Consider the following 17,277-nt stretch of genomic DNA (forward strand, 5'->3'; position numbering starts at 1 on the left):
GAGAGCTCGCTCCACGGGGCGCGCGGAGAAATCTGGAGTGCGTGAATCAGCCGGGCGTCGTCTTCTGAGATCGAGTTTCCATTCATCTGGAAGCCAACTTTCCCAGATTCAGCCAGATTTACGCAATGGAAACCGGCTATGTCCAAGATCACAAGACAGCCCGTCCCGCCCCGGGAACGGGTTCCTACGATCCCCAAGGAGCCTCCATGGAGGACACCGTTCCGACCTTGGCCCAAACCGTCAACCACCCGCTGCTCTGGCTCGGCGCCGTCCTGGTGCTGATCGTCATCCTGGTCCAGAGCGTCGTCTACCTCCGGGCGGCCAAGGCCGCCGCGACGTCCGTGGGCATGCCGTCCGCCGACGTGCGCACGGCCTTCCGCGCCGGCGGCGTCTCCGCCATCGGCCCGTCGATCGCCGTCTGCCTCGTCGCCCTCGCCCTGCTTCCCCTGTTCGGCAACCCCAGCACCATCACCCGGATCGGCCTCATCGGCTCGGCCGCCTACGAGACCATCGCGGCGAACCTCGCCCTCGGCACCATGGGCTCCGGGCTCGGCCAACCGGGCGTGGACGGCAACATGCTCGTGACGATGCTCCTGGCCCTCGCGATCGGCGGCAGCGGCTGGATGGTGGTCACGCTCATCATGACCCCCATCATGAAGCGCGGCATGGCCGCCGGCACCACCACCAAGACCGCCCGCAAGCGCTCCGCGCGCTGGGCCCTCCTGCCCGTCGCCGCCCTCATCGGCGCGTTCTTCACCATGGGCCTGAAGGAGGTCGCGGCCAGCTTCAACGGCGCCCTCGTCTTCGGCACCTCCGCCCTCCTCATGCTGGTCCTGACGCTCGTGGCCAAGCGCCTGGACAAGCCGATGCTGCTCGAGTTCGCCCTCGGCGCGTCGATGATCGGCGCGCTCGCCGTCGGCTACCTCGTCTCCTGAATCCGTGAGAGGACCCACCATGTCTGAAACCCCCGCGCCCGCCGCCACGCCAGCCACCACCGCGCCCGCCGCCGCCGGCGCCACCACGAACCCCCTCGCCGGCTTCGACCGCACCACGTCCGTCTGGGGCCCGGTCACGATGACGGCCGGCATGGCCGCGATGCTGATCGGCCCGGTCCTGATGGTCGTCTTCGGAGGCTACGAGGTCAGCCTGGGGACCCTCGTCGCGGCCGTCGTCGCGATCGCCCTCGTCATGGGCGTCATCTGGGTCATCGAGCCGATCTCCTACTTCCCGATCCTCGGGGCCGGCGCCATGTACCAGGCCTTCCTCATCGGCAATATCTCCACCAAGCTGCTCCCGGCCGCCGTCACGGCCCAGGCCAGCATCAAGGCCAAGCCGGGCACGCCCCAGGCCCAGATCGCCGCGACCCTGGCCATCTGCTCGGCCGCGTTCATCCACGTCGCCGCGCTCGTCCTGGTCATCGCGGTCTTCGGCCAGTGGCTCCTGACCATCGTCCCCGCGGACCTGCTCGCCGCCGTGACCCGGTTCGTGGTCCCGGCCGTCCTCGGCGCGTTCCTGATGCAGAACATCATCGGCAACTGGAAGCAGCCCAAGGTGCTCCTCGCGGGCCTGGCCGTCGGCGTCCTGGTGATCTACGGCGTCGTACCCCTGATCCCGGTGCTGGCCCCGGCGGCGCCCCTGTTCGGCGTCGTCCTGACCGTCGCCGTCGTGATGCTGACGTTCAAGGCGAAGCCCGCCGACGCGGACCGCGCCTAGCCACCGCCCGCACCCCGCCACCGCCGCGCCGTCACGCGCGGACCCCACCCTTCGAAAGGAACACCATGACCCTCAACGAGACCGCCCCGGCCCCGGCCGGCGCCCTGGACGCAACCCACGTGGAGGCCCTCGCGGAACGCGTGGCCGTAGCCGCCCCCGAGTTCACCGCGATGGCGGACGCGATCTGGGACGATCCGGAGATGCGCTGGGAGGAGTTCCGCGCCCAGGAGAAGCACCAGGCGGCGGCCCGGGCCCACGGGTTCACGGTCACCGAGCGGGTCGGCGGGATCCCGACGGCGTTCAGCGCCGAACGGGGGAGCGGCGGGCCCGTCATCGCGTTCCTCGGCGAATACGATGCGCTCGCCGACATCAGCCAGGAGTCCGGCAACGCGGAGCGCACGCCGGACCCGGCCAACGCCTCCGGCAACGGGCACGGCTGCCACCACCACCTGCTCGGCTCCGGAGCGCTCATGGCCGCCGTCGTCACGGCCGAGTACTTCGAGGCGGCCGGGATCGAGGCCCGGGTCCGCTACTACGGCTGCCCGGCGGAGGAGGCGGCCGCGGGCAAGACCTTCATGGTGAAGTCGGGGGCGTTCGCCGACGTCGACGCGGCCGTGACGTGGCACCCGACGCCCCTGACGCGCAGCCGGCAGTCGCTCACGCTGTCCTACTCGCAGGTCTACTTCCACTTCACGGGCCTGGCCGCCCACGCCGGCGCGATGCCGCACCTCGGCCGGTCCGCACTGGACGCGGTGGAGCTGATGAACGTGGGCGTGAACTTCCTGCGCGAGCACATGCCCGACTCGGCGCGCGTCCACTACGCGATCACCGATGCGGGCGGCCGGTCCCCGAACGTGGTCCAGGCCCATGCCAGCGTCTACTACGTCATCCGCGCCGAGGACACCCGGCAGATGCGCGAGCTCCACGAGCGGGTCGTGAGGATCGCCCGCGGCGCGGCCCTGATGACGGAGACGGAGCTGGAAATCGAGTTCGACGGCGCGTGCGCCGAGGTGCTGCCGAACGAGGTCCTCGAGCGGACGTTGGAGGGCGTGCTGCGGCAGATCGGCCCCGTGCCGTTCGACGCGGAGGACCAGCAGACCGCCGCCCGGTTCGCGGCGGGCCTCGACGCGCGGGAGATCTCGGGGGCGAAGCGCCTCGTCGGCTGGCAGGTGACCGACGGGCGGGCCCTGCATGATGGGATCGCGCCGTTCCTTCCGGAGCAGCCGCGGCCCCAGATGACCGGGTCCACGGACGTCGGCGACGTGAGCTGGGTGGTGCCGACCGTGCAGATCTCCTCGGCGACCGCGGCGCTCGGGACGCCCTTCCACGCGTGGCAGACGGTGGCGCAGGGCAAGCTCCCGGCCGCGCATAAGGGCATGCTCCACGCGGCGACGTCGATGGCGGCGACGGCCGCGGCGATCGTCCTGGATCCCGGGGTGCTGGCGGCGGCGCGGCAGGAGCACCGGGACGTCCTCGCGGTGACGCCCTACCTCGAGCCGATCCCCGACGGCGTCGTCGCACCGCCGCTGCGCGCCGGGGCCCGGTCCGCGGGGCCCGGGTCCGTCTCGTAGGGGAGCGGCGCCGCCGGCTCGCTCCTGCCGGTCGGGGCCCGCCGATTCGCGTTCGCAGGGCCCAACCGCTAGCCTTTCTAGTCAACTACGGCCGCGTGACCCGGGGCACAGTCCGGGGCGGCCGGTGGCGGAGGAGGGGAGGATCATGCACCACGGAATTCTGGACGAGGCGCTCGAGGTCCTCAGCGGGACCGATCCCGAGGACGCGTCGGCGGAGGCCCGCGGGCGCCGCGCGCACGCGCGGGTGCTGGCGATGATCGAGATGGCGCGCCAGGCGGAGGCGTCGCAGCGCGAGCAGCGCATCGCCAACCTGCTGCTGCTGGCGCAGCTGGACAAGAAGGACGCCGGCCCCGCGCTCAAGGAGGCGCGGCGGTTGATGGCGGAGGACGACGCCGGACGGGCGCCCGGGATCCGCCGCGTCGCCTGAGCGGGTGCCCGCCCGGGGGGCTTGTGTGCGTGTTCGCCCCCGCACTGGGCGCCGGCGCCGGCCAGTACGGGTATCCCGTCAAGAACGGGAAGTAAGCGGTCGGCGGATTGCCGAGGGCGCAGATTACCCGTCGTTGACCTGCCGATGATGATGTCGTGGCCGTGGCCCGTCCCGTGCATCGGGGCGGGCCACGGCCGTGCGGGGCGCCGGCGTCAGTTGGACTCGGCGGCCCAGGACTTCACGGCGTCGACAAGCGGGGTGGTCGGGCGGCCGATGAGGGTGGAGAGGTCCTTGGAGTCGGAGAGCAGCAGGTTCCCGGCGGTGTCGGCGTCGAGCGCGACGAGGAACCCGGCGGTCCCCTCGTCGAGCCCGGCCCCGGCCAGGGCCGCACGGTGGGCATCGGCGTCGACGTCCGTGTAGGCGACGTCGCGTCCGAGCGCCTGCCCGAACGCGTCGGCGAGGCCGGCGAGGGTGAACGCCTCGTCGCCGGCGAGCTCGTAGACGCGGCCCTCGTGGCCGTCGGCGGTGAGCACGGCGGCCGCGGCCTCAGCGTAGTCCGCGCGGGTGGCGGCGGAGACCCGGCCCTCGCCGGCGCTGCCGAGCACGGTGCCGGTTGCGGCGGCCTGGCCGAAGGCGGGGAGGTAGTTCTCGGTGTACCAGCCGTTGCGCAGGATGGTGTGGGGCAGGCCGGAGGCGGCGAGGAGCTCCTCGGTGGCCTTGTGCTCGGGCGCCAGGACCAGCGGGGAGCCGGAGGCATCGAGAATGCTCGTGTAGACGATCCGGGCGGCGCCGGCCTTCTTGGCCGCCTCGATGACGTTGCCGTGCTGGCGGGCGCGCTGGCCGACCTCGCTGCCGGAGACGAGCATGACGGTGTCGCCGGCCCCGATGACGCCCTCGGCGGGGGCGTCGAAGTCGAAGGCGGCGGTGGCGACGCCGCGCTCGGCGAGGTCGGCGAGCTTCTCGAGCGAGCGGCCGGTCGCGGTGATCTGGGCGGGCTCGATGCCGCGGTTCAGGAGGGACTCGACGATGAGGCGGCCGAGGTGGCCGGTGGCTCCGGTGACGATGATCGACATGCTGGCTCCTTCATGGGGCGGACCGCCCCGACTCGATGGTTGAAGGTGTAACCATTCGTTTGCCGGGATTGTTCCCCGGTACGAGGGGAGGACGACGCCGGGGCCGGCCCTGGTCTTCCGGGTGGCCCCGGCGTCGTTCCTTGAGCAGGGGAGTGCTCGCCAGATCAGGCGGAGAGATCGAATCCCAAGCGCACCACGTCGCTCCATGCGCCGAAGTAGTTCCGCAGCGACGAACCGGAGGGGATCTCGCAGTCAGTCCCCATGAGCCGCTGGGCCCGGTCTTCGTAGGCGGCGTAGGTCGGTGAAGCGCCGGACCGGGCACACTCGGCGAGGAAGCTGCGGGCCGCGTTGACGTAGTCGGCATCCGTGTACTTCACGAGCCCCGGTGTGCGGCCGCGGCTGGTGGTCGCGATCCCGAGCGACGCCAGGGCCCTGCTCCACGTGGCGTAGCGGCGCATCAAGGTCTGTCGGGTCGGGGGCCACGGGGAGGACCCCTTGGCGGAGACCCAGCCGAGCGCATCGACGAGTTCGCGCCGGAGTTCCTCATAGCGTGCGCCGGTGATCGTCGTGTCCGGTTCGGCCGTGACGTGCTGCTGGGCGGCGGCGATGACGCCCAGTACCGTGGACACGTCCTCGGCCGTGGCATCCCCGCTGCCGAGGATGGAGGCGAGCTCCTCCATGAGGTCGAGGTCGAGCAGCTCCGTGGCGGCCGCCCGGTCCGGGGCGAGTCCGTGCTCGGAGCCCAGCAGGTACCAGATGCCGGCCTCGACGACGGCGTCCGAGAAGATGTTGTCCACGTAGCGGTCGAAGACGATCGTCGACTGCCGCAGGGCCTCCTCCGCCAGCGCGGTGTCGAGGGAGGGGTTCAGCAGCGCGAGCCGCCGGATCGCCTGATCGCGCGTGTGGCCGTTGGCGGAGAGCCGCCGTGCCGTGGCGCCGAATTCGGCCATGAAGTCGTCGAGCCGGGCCTGCTGGGCGGCCTGGCGGGCGGCGATTCGCTTCGCGCGGGACTCCTCGGCGGACGGGCCGCCGAGTTTCGTGACGATCTGGCGGACGCGTTCGCGCGTCACTCCGTAGTCCTCGCCGATCGCGGCGAGGGTCTCGCCGTCAAGGTAGCGCTCGAGCATCTGCTGATTACGCTCCTGCGGGTCCTGCGTCGTGGCGGGCTCCCGGCGGGTCTGGGTCATGCACTCTCCTCAAGTCGATGGTCGCTGGACGGGTCGGGGACCGGACTCGTCCGGTCCCCCGTCCTCTGATTCTCAAGCTACGGGGGAGCGTCGACAGTTTGGGTTCATGGCTTGCCGACGCGTCGAGCCGATGGTTCCCGGCGGGGGCCGTGGCCGGCGGCGCCGCGGTCGAATCCGAGCGAGGACAGCATGGTGCGAACGACGTCCAATGCGTCGCCAGAAGCCCCCGTGGGGAGTGCGGCCGCGAGGTCCAGGAGCAGGCCACGCAGCTCCCGGTCGGCTTCCCCGAGGGCTCCGTCATACTTCGGGGCCAACAGATAGGAGTGCTCCGTGGCGATACATGCGGCGAGCATGTCCAGGAAGATCTCGAGGATGCGCCCGGCGGCCGGAAGAGCCGGGTCCCCGGTATCCCGGGTCAGTGGGACGATCCGCAGATGGTCCTCCCACAGGGCGTTCTGGAGTGTGTCGTCGTGCAGCACGAGGGCTGTGCCGAGCGTGCGGGACGGGCCATCCTCCCTCGGCATCGCGCGGCGGACGTCGTGGATGATCTCGTGGAAGTGCTCGTCAGTGAGCCCGAACCCGACGAACAGCATGTGGTGGGTCAAGAGGTGCGCTTGGACGAGGCCGGTCAGGGCCTGCTTGGTGGCGTTGAAACCCAGATAGTCGTCTCGCGTGAGGATGATCGACTCGACGTCGTCGACCGAGCCGTGCAGCTTGAGGAGCCACCGGTCACTGCTGGATGACGAGGAATCGGCCGGGACCTGTGGCGCCTCCGAACCCGAGGAAGCGCCGCGGGCCGGTGGAATGACCGTTCGCGATCGCGCCTGGTCCGCCGCCGCGGCCTCGAAGAGCGTGTCGTAGTTCAGGGTGATGGCGCCGTCCGAAGGCAGGGCGGCCAAGAGCGCGGGCGCAAGCCCGTAGCGCTCCAGGGACGCTTCACGCGCGATGGCCGCGCGGAAGCCCATGGCCGCGCCCGCGTCGCCTTCCTGCGCCGACTCGAACTTCGACTGGATGAGGGAGGCCCGGTCGAGAGTGCTCAGCCTGCTCAGGGCGTCGAGGTGGTCCTTCAGCTCGGTTCGTTCGGCGAGTGAGTTCAGCAGTCCGTTCCACGTGGGGCCGCCCGCGCTGACGCTCGTGCCGGCCCCCATGAAGGGGACGAGCTTCCCGCGGCGCGCGACGTCGGCTAGCGAGCGTGCCTCGTCCTTGAGCTCGGCCGACAGGGCCGGCCAGTTGTCGTTGTCCCTACGGATCCTCTGGGCCAGTCCGTACGCGGCCTCGTCCTGCAGGACGAGCGCGGCATCGACGCCGTGCTCGCGGACACCTGCGTCGAGTCCCGCGAGTAGTTCCTGGAGGACCGGGCCGCGCTGCAGGTCGCCACCACCGCCGCCCGTGCCGAAGAACGGGACGGCGAGGAGCGGTACGCACCGTGTCGAAACGAGCGGATCCCGCCTTGACGCCAAGGCCGCAACTGCTTCACGCATGAAGGCGTCTAGAGCCGGCCGGACATCGGGCGCAGACCTGATGCCGAGCAGCGGGACGGCCGTGGCGATCGGCAGCGGAAGCCTCGGCTTCCAGCCGGGAACCGCCGCGGCGAGCCGGTCTCCCGTGCCGAAGCCCGCGCCTCTCAGTCGGTCCACGCCGGGGGCCAGACCGTCAACGTGAGTCCAGCGGCGGGCGTGGAGGTGCTCGTCGGTGGGCAGCATCCACGCGTCGCAATTGAGATGCAGGATGTCGCCCCGGATCACGAAAACGTGGCCCGGCTGCGATGGTCGGGTGGGCATCGGCCCTCCTGGGTTGGAACGGTCGCCTGAGGTTGGCGGCAGTCTATGGCCCGCGATCCGTTTCGGTGCGCAAGAACCGGCGGGGCATCCGGCGTCGTACCTGATGCCCCGCCCAGGAGTCCTGCCTACCGCGCCGGCCGCCCCGTCGGCTTCTTCGCCCGCTTCCCGGCCATCGCCGCCATGCGGTCCTCGTCGCTGTAGGCCGCGGCGACACGCGCGTCCACCATCGGCGCGCCCGCGGCCACGTGCTCGCGGAGCATTGAAACCGAGCCCGCGAACGCGTCCATGGCGGCGTCAACGTTGCGCGGGTCGTAGGTCATGGACCGCTCGCGGGAGATGCCGAGCCCCGCGCCGACCTCGATGGCGTCCTGGTTGGCGCCGAGGTACATGAACGTCCAGTCCTCGGCGGCCTCCTGGCGCTCGATGATCTTCTTGACGTCGGCGTGCTTGAGCTCGCGGGAGGCGTTCTCGAGCCCGTCGGTGATGATCCCGAAGATCACGGCACCGGGACGTTCGCCGGCGGGCTTCGCGGCGAGGCGGGCGCGGGTCTCCGAGACGGAGCGGCCGATGGCGTCCAGGAGCGCGGTCATGCCGCGAGGGTGCAGCTCGAGGGGTCCGACTTCGGCGATCGGCTTGCCGACGTAGACCTCGGTGAACCGGTCGTCGAACTGGTAGAGGCTGACGGAGGCGTCGGTGCCCTGGGAGCGCTGTTCGGCGATGAAGGCGTTGAATCCGCCGATCATGTCGTCGGCGATGGAGGCCATCGAGCCGGAGCGGTCCAGCAGCATGATGATCTCGGTGTTGGTGGTGCTCATGGTGTTCCCCCTTTGCTTGGCCGGCGCTTGGTGAAGCGCGGCGGTTCGTTGCCTGGCGGCGGTGTGCGCTCGAGCTCCGCGTCGTAGCGGGCCCGCTCGAGAGAGGCGCTTCCGATCCGTCCTTCGGGGGACCGGTAGGCCTGCAGCGGCGCGGTGCGTGCGAGTCGTGGTGGCACCGCGTTGGGTGAGAGTCCGGCGCGGAGTGCGACGGCCCGGATCGACGCGCCCTCGAGGGCGGCTTGCGCCATGGCCTCGTTGAGGGCTTCGTCGAGCAGTTCGCGTGCCTCGCCGAGGACCTCGACTTGGTCCAGGGCGGGGCCCTGAAGGCCTTCCAGGAGCCGGATGGCCTGGCGGATGGCGGCACGGGAGTCAATGTTCATGAATTGATCATACGCATAAACTGCGCATGCGCAACTCTTGAGTACGCTATGCGGCGAGTGCGACGCCGGAGCGGGCGCCGAGCGCGGGGGCGTCGCTGCGGATGGAGTTGGCCTGGGCGAGGACCTGTTCCGGTGTGAGGCCGGCCTCGGCGGAGCGCCGGGCCATGACGGCCATCCGGTCGGCGAGCTCGTTGCCGGCGTCGCCGTTGTGCCCCTTGACCCACTCCACGCGAAGGGGGAGTCCCTTCATCTGGTGGAAGATCGCATCAACGATCGCGAGGCTGCGTAGCGTTGCCCGCTCGGGTGCCCATCCCGGGTGCTGGAGCATGCGGACGGCGAGCTGGCTGTCGGAGCGGACCGTGAAGGCGCACGACTCGTTGCTCGGGCACGGAACATGGGCCACGGCCTCCTTTAGGGCGAACAGGATGGCCCGCAGCTCCGCTTCGAGGACGTCCCTGCCGCGGCATGCTTGGTGGCCGAGCCGAGGAAGGATCCCGTGGCCGAAGTCGATCGCCCACCCTTGGCCCGTCCAGCCCCGCGTGCCGGCGGAAGCGTCGGTCGAGACGATGACGTCTCGGTAGCACGCGGTGATCGCCGCGGCAATGGCGGCCTCGTTCGCGGCGACTCCCACCTGGGGCGGGAAGAAGTTGGACACGACGAAACCGCGGGCGGTGAGTGCCTTGCCGATGCCGAGGCGCTCGAGGAGGCCGCCCTCATCGCAGTAGACGACCTCGGCGGCGTTGCGGCGGATGGCGCGGATGGCCTTGTCCAACTGCTGGTGAAGCCGGCCGAAGTGTGGTCCCATGTCCTCCTCGACGACCCGCCCTGTGCGAGTTGCGATGAGATTGCCGCCGACCGCGAGCGCGACGGACCAGAACGCCAGACCGCGTCGGCTGCCGACGCTGATGGCGATGCCGTCGCGGGATGCCACTTCCCGGAAGGCCGGGATGTACCGGTGGGCGGGTGGAGCGGGAATCGGGTGCTGCATGACTGCCTCCTCGTGTAGCTGGAACTCGGTCGCCGGTGCCTCCTTCGCTCGATGCATCGGTTGCCGAGAACACTAGGAGCGGGTACTGACAGTTTCGCTGGATTCTCGGCGTACTCAGTATCAGTAAGCGCCTCTAGGCGACTTCATGGCTTCGGTAGCGAAGCCGGAGGGGCCTTGCTCCCTGGCGCGAAAGTCACGGTTGGACCCTATGAGCCGTTCAGTCCTAGCCTTGCTTCATGTCGCAAAAGTCTGCGGAGACGCAACCTCACACAGCTCGGTTTTCGCTGAGCATCACTCAGGCAATGAAGAAGCAGCTTGCAGACCTCCTCGGAAGTCTAGATGCGCAACGGCTCACGCTCGACGCCGTCAATGCCATCAATGAGGAGCCGGGAGTTTACCAACTGGGACTGCTGCACGGTTAGGTGACAGGTTCTAGTCACGCCGCCAGTGCGACGGTCGTGTTCATGATGGTCTCGAACTCGATGGGCGTCAAACGACCCAGGCGTGCCTGACGGCGTCGCCGGTGATAGCTCCGCTCGATCCAGGTGACGATCGCGATGCGCAGCTGCTCGCGAGTGGTCCAGGAGCGGCGGTCGAGGACGTTCTTCTGGAGCAGCGCGAAGAAGCTTTCCATGGCGGCGTTGTCCCCGCTCGATCCGACTCTGCCCATGCTCCCGACCATGCGGTGAAGGGCAAGAGCGCGCAGGAACTTCCTGCTCCGAAATTGACTGCCCCTGTCGCTGTGCACGATGCAGCCGGCGACGTCGCCGCGCATCGCGACAGCATTCTCGAGCGCCTGAACGGCCAGGCGGGACTTCATCCTCGAGTCGATCGAGTACCCCACGATCCGGCCTGAGCACGCGTCCTTGATGGCGCAACAGTAGAGCTTGCCTTCCGCGGTCCGGTGCTCCGTGATGTCCACGAGCCAGAGCTGGTTCGGGGCTTCGGCGGCGAACACGTGCCGGGTCCGGCCGTCCTCGTCGACGACCGCGCACAGGTCGTCGTGGACCGGCGGGCCCGGCTTCTTGCCGTTACGTCCCCGCTTCTTCCCGAACGCGGACCACCAGCCGTTTGCGGAGGCGATCCGCCACGCGGTCCGGTCAGACATCGCCTCACCCGCGTCACGGGCCTCGTCGGCGAGGAGCCGGTGCCCGAACTCGGGGTCATCCTTGTGCGCGTCGAACAGCGCGTTCGCGCGATACGCCTCCACGACCTCGCTATCGGTGATGGGGCCGGCCAGCCATCGGTAGTAGGGCTGGCGGGAGAGCTTGAGCACCCGGCACGTCACCGTCACAGGGATCCCTGCTTCGGCGAGCTCTGTCACGAGCGGGTAGAACCTTTTCCCGGCAGATTCGCCTGCGACAGATACGCCGCCGCCCGCCGGAGGACCTCGTTCTCCTGCTCGAGCAACCGGTTCCGCTTCTTCAGCTCGCGGATCTCCGCCGCCTCGGTCCGGGACTGGCCGGGCTTCGCACCTGCGTCGATGTCGGCGCGACGCAGCCACTTCTGCAACGTCATCGGGTGGACCCCGAAGTCTTTCGCGATTTGCTCGATCGTCACTCCGGGCTCACGGTTCCTCGCGACGCGCACAACGTCGTCACGGAACTCGGACGGGTAGGGCTTGGGCACAGCAACATCCTTCCAGACCCACCCCGCGGGCAAGCCAGATCAGATGTCACCTACTCGTGCAGCAGTCCCACTTTTTCATGATCAGAACCCGGTCTACGTAGGAAAAGCGGACAAGTCACTGCGCCAGCGTCTGTTGAAGCACTACAAGAAACTGTCGGGACGCAAGTCGAAGTCGCACGAAAGCTTGCTCGACCGCATCCATTTCAAGTGCCTCTACGTGATGGAGGATCTGAATGCCCTTGCTCCGGTGTTAGCGGCCATGAAAAACTGCCCATAGGCGGCCACGAAAGTGCCCGCTGGCGGCCAGCAGAACTGCCCGCCGGTGGCCATGAGATCTGCCCACTTCCTTACTTGTTCCTGCCGCGTCTTTAAGCGGTGGGGGCCTCTCCCTGCGGTTTGATGACGGTGTCTAAGCGCACCAAAAGCGAACCAGGAAGAGGCCCTGTATGAAGTCTGACGGAGAAATCATGGAAATTCTTGCTGCCTACGATCTGACCGGATCGTTGCGCGCCACCGCGGAGCTCACGGGCTGCTCGCACCACACCGTTGCTAAACACGTCACCGCCCGTGACGCGGGCCGGCCGATCGGGGAACCCGCGGCCCGCGGCCGGGTCACCGACGCGTTCCTGCCCAAGATCGAGGAATGGATCGAAGCCTCCAAGGGCCGGATCCGGGCCGACAAGGCCCACGAAAAGCTCCTCGCTCTGGGCTACACCGGTTCGGAACGGTCTACCCGCCGGGCGATCGCGCAGGTCAAAGCCGCGTGGCGGCTGGGCCACACCCGCGTCCACCGGCCGTGGATCACAGAACCGGGGATGTGGTTGCAGTACGACTTCGGCGACGGGCCCCGGATCGGCGGGGTGAAGACCATCCTTTTCGTGGCCTGGCTGGCGTTCTCACGCTTCCGCATCGTGATCCCGCTCAGGGACAGGACCGCGCCGAGCGTGTTCGCGGCCCTGGACCGGTGCTTCCGGATCCTCGGAGGGGCGCCGACCTATGTCCTCACGGACAACGAGAAGACCGTCACCACCGCCCACGTCGCCGGGGTCCCGGTGCGCAACCAGCAGACCCTGGACTTCGCCCGGCACTACGGGGTGACCGTGCTGACCTGCCAACCGGCGGACCCGGCCACCAAAGGCGGAGTCGAAGCGTCCGTGAAACTCGCCAAGGCCGACCTCGTGCCCAAAGACACCAACCTCCGCGATGACTACCGCACCTTCGCCGAGCTCGAGGCCGCCTGCACGGCGTTCATGGACGAGGTCAATCACCGTGAGCACCGGACGACGCGGCGGAAACCCGCGGCCATGCTCGCCGAGGAAGCCCCGCGGCTGCACCGGATCCCGGACACCGCCCACACGGTCGCGTTCGGCCTGGCCCGCGGCGTTCCGGAGAACACCCCAATGGTCACCTTCGAAAACGCCCAGTACTCCGTCCCGGCCCACCTGCTCGGAGCCCGGGTGTTCGTCCGCACCCACGGCACCGGGCCCGGCGAGCAGGTCATCATCGTCCACCACGGCACGACCGGGCCCGTCGAAGTCGCCCGCCACGAACGGGCACGGCCCGGCAGCCCCGCCATCAACGACGAACACTTCCCCGGAACCCGGGCGAAGCTCCCCGGCGACTACGAGGTGAGGGCCCGCAGCGCGGACGAGGCCGCGTTCCTGGCCATCGGCGAAGGCGCCAGAACCTGGCTCGTCGAGGCCGCCGCGGCCGGGACCGCAAGGATGAACGTGAAAATGGCCGAAGCCGTTACGCTGGCCAAAATCGCCGGCACTGATCAGGTCGACCGGGCCCTGGGCGACGCCGCCCTGCACGGCCGGTTCGCGCACCCGGACCTCGCCTCGATCTTGAACGCCAACATCCGCCGCACTACCACCCACGCCGCCAACGAAGCCACCTCCCTCACCCAAGGAACAGGGGCGTGGGCCGCGATCGGCAACCCCGCAACCATCACCACGCCGGAGGAGGCCCGATGAGCCCCGTCACCACGACCAATACCGTGGCTCCGCCGCTACCGGCGGACCTGGAGGCCCTGATGCGGTCCCTGAAAATGCCCCACGCCCGGGCGCTGGCCCCGGACCTGATCGCGACCGCCCGCGCCCAGCGGTGGGAACCGGCCGAGGTCATCAAGGCCCTCTTCACGGAGGAAGCCGCCGGCCGGGCCCGGTCCATGCTCGCTTCCCGCCGCAAAGCAGCCGGGTTCCCGACCGGGAAGACCTTCGAGGCGTGGGACCCTGCAGCGTCCTCCATCCCGGGCCCGACCCAGCAGGCACTGCGGACCCTGGAATGGATCACCCGCAGGGAAAACTTGGTCGTCTGCGGGCCCTCGGGGACGGGGAAGACGTTCTTCCTCGAAGCCCTCGGCCAGCAGGCCGTCGAAGCCGGAATGCGGGTCGCTTGGTTCAGGCTCGAGGACCTCGGCGTCCTCATCCGCGCCCACCGAACCGATGACAGCGTCACCCGGGCCGTTGCCCGGATCCTGCGCGCCGAGCTCGTGGTCATCGATGATATTGGTCTGTTGCCCGTGGCCACGGACGCCGCCGAAGGCCTCTACCGGGTCGTGGACGCAGCCTACGAAAAACGCTCCGTCGCGATCAGCTCCAACCTCCACCCCGCCGGGTTCGATGAGCTCATGCCCAAAACCCTCGCCACCGCCACCGTTGACCGACTGCTGCACCACGCCCACGTCTGCCAGACCAGCGGCGATTCCGTCCGTCTTACCCAGGCCCTCGCCGGAAAAGGAGTGACCCGCTTGAACTGACCAACCCAACGATGGCCGACCCCGCCGAAACGAATCAGTGGGCAGATCTGTTGGCCATAACCGGGCAGTTTTACTGGCCACCAGCGGGCACATCAACTGGCCGCCCATGGGCAGAACGTAATGGCCATTGACACTCCGGAACGAATGTTGATCAAGGAATTCCGAGGGGGAACCGGAGTTGCCTGGAACGTCAATGGGTTCGGGAACAACGACCCAGGGAAACAGCGTGATCGGTCGATGGTCAAACAGAATCACTTTGACCGTCTCCACCCGATCAACCTGGATGTTCTGACGACGCTCGATCGCGACGCCCAGCTACTTCATTTGGCTGTGAGTATTCGAAGGCTTGGAGGCCATCCGATATTGCCGTTCGGGGCCAGTGATATTGCCGGTGGGGGCCAGCAGTGGCGTCGGTGGGGGCCACTGGTCCCCACCGACGGTCCTGCTACTGATTCTGCATGGCGTGTTCGCGCATGTTGTGCGTGCCGGTATCGACCCAGATGGTGTTGTGCACGATTCGGTCCATGATCGCGTCGGCGTGCACCCCGGAGCCAAGCCGTTGATGCCAGTCCTTCTTGGCGTACTGGGTGCAGAACACTGTCGAGGAACTGTCGTACCGGCGCTCAAGCAGCTCCAGGAGCATGCTTCGCATCCCTTCGTCCGGGTGGTCAAGCAGCCACTCGTCGATCACCAGCAGGGTGAACGCGGCGTACTTCTTTAGGAACTTCGTAGCTCCCAGCGGCTTGTCCCTGGCCAGGGCCCAGGCTTCCTCGAGATCGGGCATCCGGATGTAGTGGGCCCGGATCCGGTGTTGGCAGGCCTGCTTCGCCAGCGCGCACCCGAGGTAGGACTTCCCCGAGCCGGTGAAGCCCTGGAACACCACGTTCTGCTGCCGCTCGATGAACGAACACGTGCCGAGCTGCGCGATGACGTTGCGGTCCAGGCCGCGTTCGTCCACCCTGTCGAGCCGGCGCAGGTCGGCTGCCGGGTAGCGCAGTCCGGCCCGCCGGACCAGGCCCTCGACCTTGGCGTGGTTGAAGGTGGAGTGGGCCTCGTCGACGACCAGACGCAGCCGGTCCTCGAAACTCATCCCGAGGATCAGGTTCTCGTCCTGCGCCTCCAGCGCCGCCAGCAAAGGGGCGGCTCCCATCTCGCGGAGCTTGCGCTTGGTCTCGGTATCGATCCCGCTCACTTGGCGCCTCCCGCGTAGTAGTCGGCGCCGCGAACGTACCCGCCGAGCTCCGCTGGCTCATCCCGTGGGGGCCTCAGCCTCGGGGCCTGGTCCTGGCCGGTGGCCAGGAGCGGTTGCAGATGCGCATAGCGCGGGGATCTGATCCTGCCACCCAGGGCGATCCGGCAGGCGGCCTCCACCCGCTCCGCGGAATACCGCCGTGCCAGACGCAGCACGGCCAGGGCGGCGTCCAGGCCCTGCTCTTCCACGGGAACGGATTCGAAGATCCGGTTCACCACCACCACGGCGGATGGGCCGATCCGTCCCGCCCATTCCCGGGCCCTCGGCGCGTCCCAGGGCTGATACCGCCCGCCGGCGGGCAGGTCGGCGTCATTGGTGCGGTACTCGTTGGCCGAGCCTGCCGGCAGCAGCAAGTGGCTGCTCACCCGCTCGACGCCCCGGTAGACCTCGAGCATCCGGTCGGTGATGCGCAGGTCGATCGTGGTGCCGATATGGGCGAAGGGCACCGAGTAGTGGTTCTTCTCCCAGGCGACGTGTCCGTTGCGGGCCACCCTGCGCCCATAGACCCACCGGCTGATCTCGTAGGCCACCTGCGGCAGCGGCGTCAGCAGGGGCCGCTCCTCGGCGGTGAACACGCTGGTCCTGGACCCGGGCCGCTTCTGGAACGGCTCCGCGTTATAGGTCGCCACCCGCTCGGTAGCCGCGGCCTTCAGCTGCGGCAACGAGTCGAACCGCTGCTCCCGCAGGTCAGCGATGACGCGCATGGCCACGTGCCAGACCGTGTTTTCCACGCTGGCCTTGTCCTTAGGAGACCTCACCCTCCCCGGCAGCACGGCAGCCGAGTAGTGCGCGGCCATCTCCCGGTAGGCATCATTCAGGACGACCTCGCCCTCACGGGGATGACTGATCACCCCGGTCTTCAGGTTGTCCGGCACGATCCTGGGCACCGAGCCGCCGAACGCCTCGAACATCGACACGTGCGCCCGCAACCAGGTGTCCTGCTTCATATCCAAGGTCGGCTCGACGAAGGCGTAGCGGCTGAACGGCAGGCACCCCACGAACAAGAACACCGTCCGGGTCGCGCCAGTGACCGGACCGTGCAGCTGCATCGTCGGCCCGGACCAGTCCACCTCGACCGTCTGCCCGGCCTTATGCCCGACCCTCGAGGCGGCCCCGGTGACCAGCACGTGGCGCTGGTAGGTCCGGCAGAACCGGTCGTATCCCATCGCCGGCTCGCTGCCGGCCGCGCAGCCATCAGCGTATTCGCCGTGCAGCAGCTTCAACGTCACCCCGACCCGCGCCAGCTCCCGATGAACCCGCTCCCAGTCCGGCTGGGCGAACACGCTCTGATGCTCACCACGACCCGGGAACAACAACTCGTAAACCTCGCCGTGGGCAAGGTCCTTAATCTCGTCCCAGCCGATACCGGCAGCGTCGGCGGCCTCCAGCACCGCCGTGACCGATTTCCGGGACATGCCCTGCGACGCCGCGATCACCCGGCCGGACAAGCCCTCGGCCCGCAACTGCAACACCAGCTTGGCCCTGATCTTCCGTACCATTGATGGTTCTCCTTCCGCCGTGCGCCCTATACGTACGGCGGAAGGAGCCTAAGCGCGCGGTGGCCCCCAAGCACGCCACTGCCGGTCCCCACGCTCAATATCGGGCGATGAGCGCACCGGCCCCCGAACGCACGACCGGTGGACCCCAACGAAGCGAATATTCAGGCTGAATTCATGACGGAGATCAAGAAGGCAGGGAGT

General features: G+C 68.8%; 16 protein-coding genes and 1 pseudogene. 7 read left to right on the plus strand and 10 right to left on the minus strand.

Features of this window, described 5'->3' with window-relative positions; all coding sequences use genetic code 11:
- Positions 1 to 2: 2 nt before the first annotated feature.
- A pseudogene (locus tag AC0QR5_RS00355) lies at positions 3 to 86 on the minus strand (hypothetical protein); the annotation flags it as partial.
- Between the two features lie 120 nt (positions 87 to 206).
- On the opposite strand from AC0QR5_RS00355, the gene AC0QR5_RS00360 reads away from it, so the two are divergent.
- The 4 genes from AC0QR5_RS00360 (at position 207) to AC0QR5_RS00375 (ending at position 3,711) form a co-directional block, all read left to right on the plus strand.
- Complete coding sequence (locus AC0QR5_RS00360) at positions 207 to 935, plus strand: DUF5058 family protein (RefSeq protein WP_329863430.1); 729 nt, start codon at positions 207 to 209, stop codon at positions 933 to 935.
- A gap of 19 nt (positions 936 to 954) precedes the next feature.
- Entirely contained in the window at positions 955 to 1,713 is a 759-nt protein-coding gene (locus tag AC0QR5_RS00365; protein WP_329863431.1) for a hypothetical protein, read from the plus strand.
- A gap of 65 nt (positions 1,714 to 1,778) precedes the next feature.
- Positions 1,779 to 3,284: an amidohydrolase gene (locus AC0QR5_RS00370; RefSeq protein WP_329863433.1), complete on the plus strand. Its 1,506-nt coding sequence runs from the start codon at positions 1,779 to 1,781 to the stop codon at positions 3,282 to 3,284.
- A 145-nt stretch (positions 3,285 to 3,429) separates the two neighbouring features.
- Positions 3,430 to 3,711, plus strand: a complete 282-nt coding sequence (locus AC0QR5_RS00375; RefSeq protein WP_329863435.1) for a hypothetical protein — start codon at positions 3,430 to 3,432, stop codon at positions 3,709 to 3,711.
- Between the two features lie 212 nt (positions 3,712 to 3,923).
- Here the strand turns inward: AC0QR5_RS00375 and AC0QR5_RS00380 are convergent, their stop codons facing one another.
- The 7 genes from AC0QR5_RS00380 to AC0QR5_RS00410 form a co-directional block, all read right to left on the minus strand.
- Positions 3,924 to 4,784 carry an SDR family oxidoreductase gene (locus AC0QR5_RS00380; RefSeq protein ID WP_329863440.1) on the minus strand — a complete coding sequence of 287 codons (861 nt, stop codon included), beginning with the start codon at positions 4,782 to 4,784 and terminating at the stop codon, positions 3,924 to 3,926.
- A 164-nt stretch (positions 4,785 to 4,948) separates the two neighbouring features.
- Positions 4,949 to 5,971 (minus strand): sigma factor-like helix-turn-helix DNA-binding protein, encoded by a 1,023-nt coding sequence (locus AC0QR5_RS00385; protein WP_329863442.1) that lies wholly within the window; start codon positions 5,969 to 5,971, stop codon positions 4,949 to 4,951.
- Positions 5,972 to 6,075: 104 nt separating this feature from the next.
- A complete protein-coding gene (locus tag AC0QR5_RS00390) occupies positions 6,076 to 7,752 on the minus strand; it encodes an SIR2 family NAD-dependent protein deacylase (protein WP_329863444.1) in 1,677 nt (558 codons plus the stop codon).
- Positions 7,753 to 7,877: 125 nt separating this feature from the next.
- A complete protein-coding gene (locus tag AC0QR5_RS00395; RefSeq protein ID WP_329863446.1) occupies positions 7,878 to 8,567 on the minus strand; it encodes a vWA domain-containing protein in 690 nt (229 codons plus the stop codon).
- Positions 8,564 to 8,947: a hypothetical protein gene (locus AC0QR5_RS00400; RefSeq protein WP_329863448.1), complete on the minus strand. Its 384-nt coding sequence runs from the start codon at positions 8,945 to 8,947 to the stop codon at positions 8,564 to 8,566. The genes AC0QR5_RS00395 and AC0QR5_RS00400 overlap by 4 nt, the downstream gene beginning before the upstream one ends.
- Positions 8,948 to 8,993: 46 nt before the next feature.
- The gene (locus AC0QR5_RS00405) at positions 8,994 to 9,935 is read right to left on the minus strand and encodes a ribonuclease HI (protein WP_329863449.1); all 942 of its coding nucleotides are present in this window, start codon (positions 9,933 to 9,935) and stop codon (positions 8,994 to 8,996) included.
- A 436-nt stretch (positions 9,936 to 10,371) separates the two neighbouring features.
- A protein-coding gene (locus AC0QR5_RS00410) for an IS3 family transposase (RefSeq protein WP_475372474.1) occupies positions 10,372 to 11,564 on the minus strand; the annotation gives its coding sequence in 2 pieces (ribosomal slippage) (positions 10,372 to 11,277 and positions 11,280 to 11,564; 1,191 coding nt in all).
- Here AC0QR5_RS00410 and AC0QR5_RS00415 point away from each other — a divergent pair.
- From AC0QR5_RS00415 to istB, 3 genes are all read left to right on the plus strand, one after another.
- The gene (locus AC0QR5_RS00415; protein WP_329864321.1) at positions 11,557 to 11,841 is read left to right on the plus strand and encodes a GIY-YIG nuclease family protein; all 285 of its coding nucleotides are present in this window, start codon (positions 11,557 to 11,559) and stop codon (positions 11,839 to 11,841) included. The genes AC0QR5_RS00410 and AC0QR5_RS00415 overlap by 8 nt on opposite strands.
- 169 nt (positions 11,842 to 12,010) lie before the next feature.
- Complete coding sequence (gene istA, locus AC0QR5_RS00420; protein ID WP_237428196.1) at positions 12,011 to 13,540, plus strand: IS21 family transposase; 1,530 nt, start codon at positions 12,011 to 12,013, stop codon at positions 13,538 to 13,540.
- Positions 13,537 to 14,325, plus strand: a complete 789-nt coding sequence (gene istB / locus AC0QR5_RS00425) for an IS21-like element helper ATPase IstB (protein ID WP_237428195.1) — start codon at positions 13,537 to 13,539, stop codon at positions 14,323 to 14,325. Before istA (AC0QR5_RS00420) ends, istB begins: the two co-directional genes overlap by 4 nt.
- A 445-nt stretch (positions 14,326 to 14,770) precedes the next feature.
- On the opposite strand, the gene AC0QR5_RS00430 is transcribed toward istB, so the two are convergent.
- Both AC0QR5_RS00430 and istA (AC0QR5_RS00435) read right to left on the minus strand, forming a co-directional pair.
- Positions 14,771 to 15,517: an ATP-binding protein gene (locus tag AC0QR5_RS00430; RefSeq protein ID WP_329863576.1), complete on the minus strand. Its 747-nt coding sequence runs from the start codon at positions 15,515 to 15,517 to the stop codon at positions 14,771 to 14,773.
- Positions 15,514 to 17,076, minus strand: coding sequence for an IS21 family transposase (gene istA, locus AC0QR5_RS00435; protein WP_475372487.1), 1,563 nt, complete (start codon positions 17,074 to 17,076; stop codon positions 15,514 to 15,516). The genes AC0QR5_RS00430 and istA (AC0QR5_RS00435) overlap by 4 nt, the downstream gene beginning before the upstream one ends.
- Positions 17,077 to 17,277: the final 201 nt, after the last annotated feature.

The organism is Arthrobacter sp. J156, from assembly GCF_056172865.1.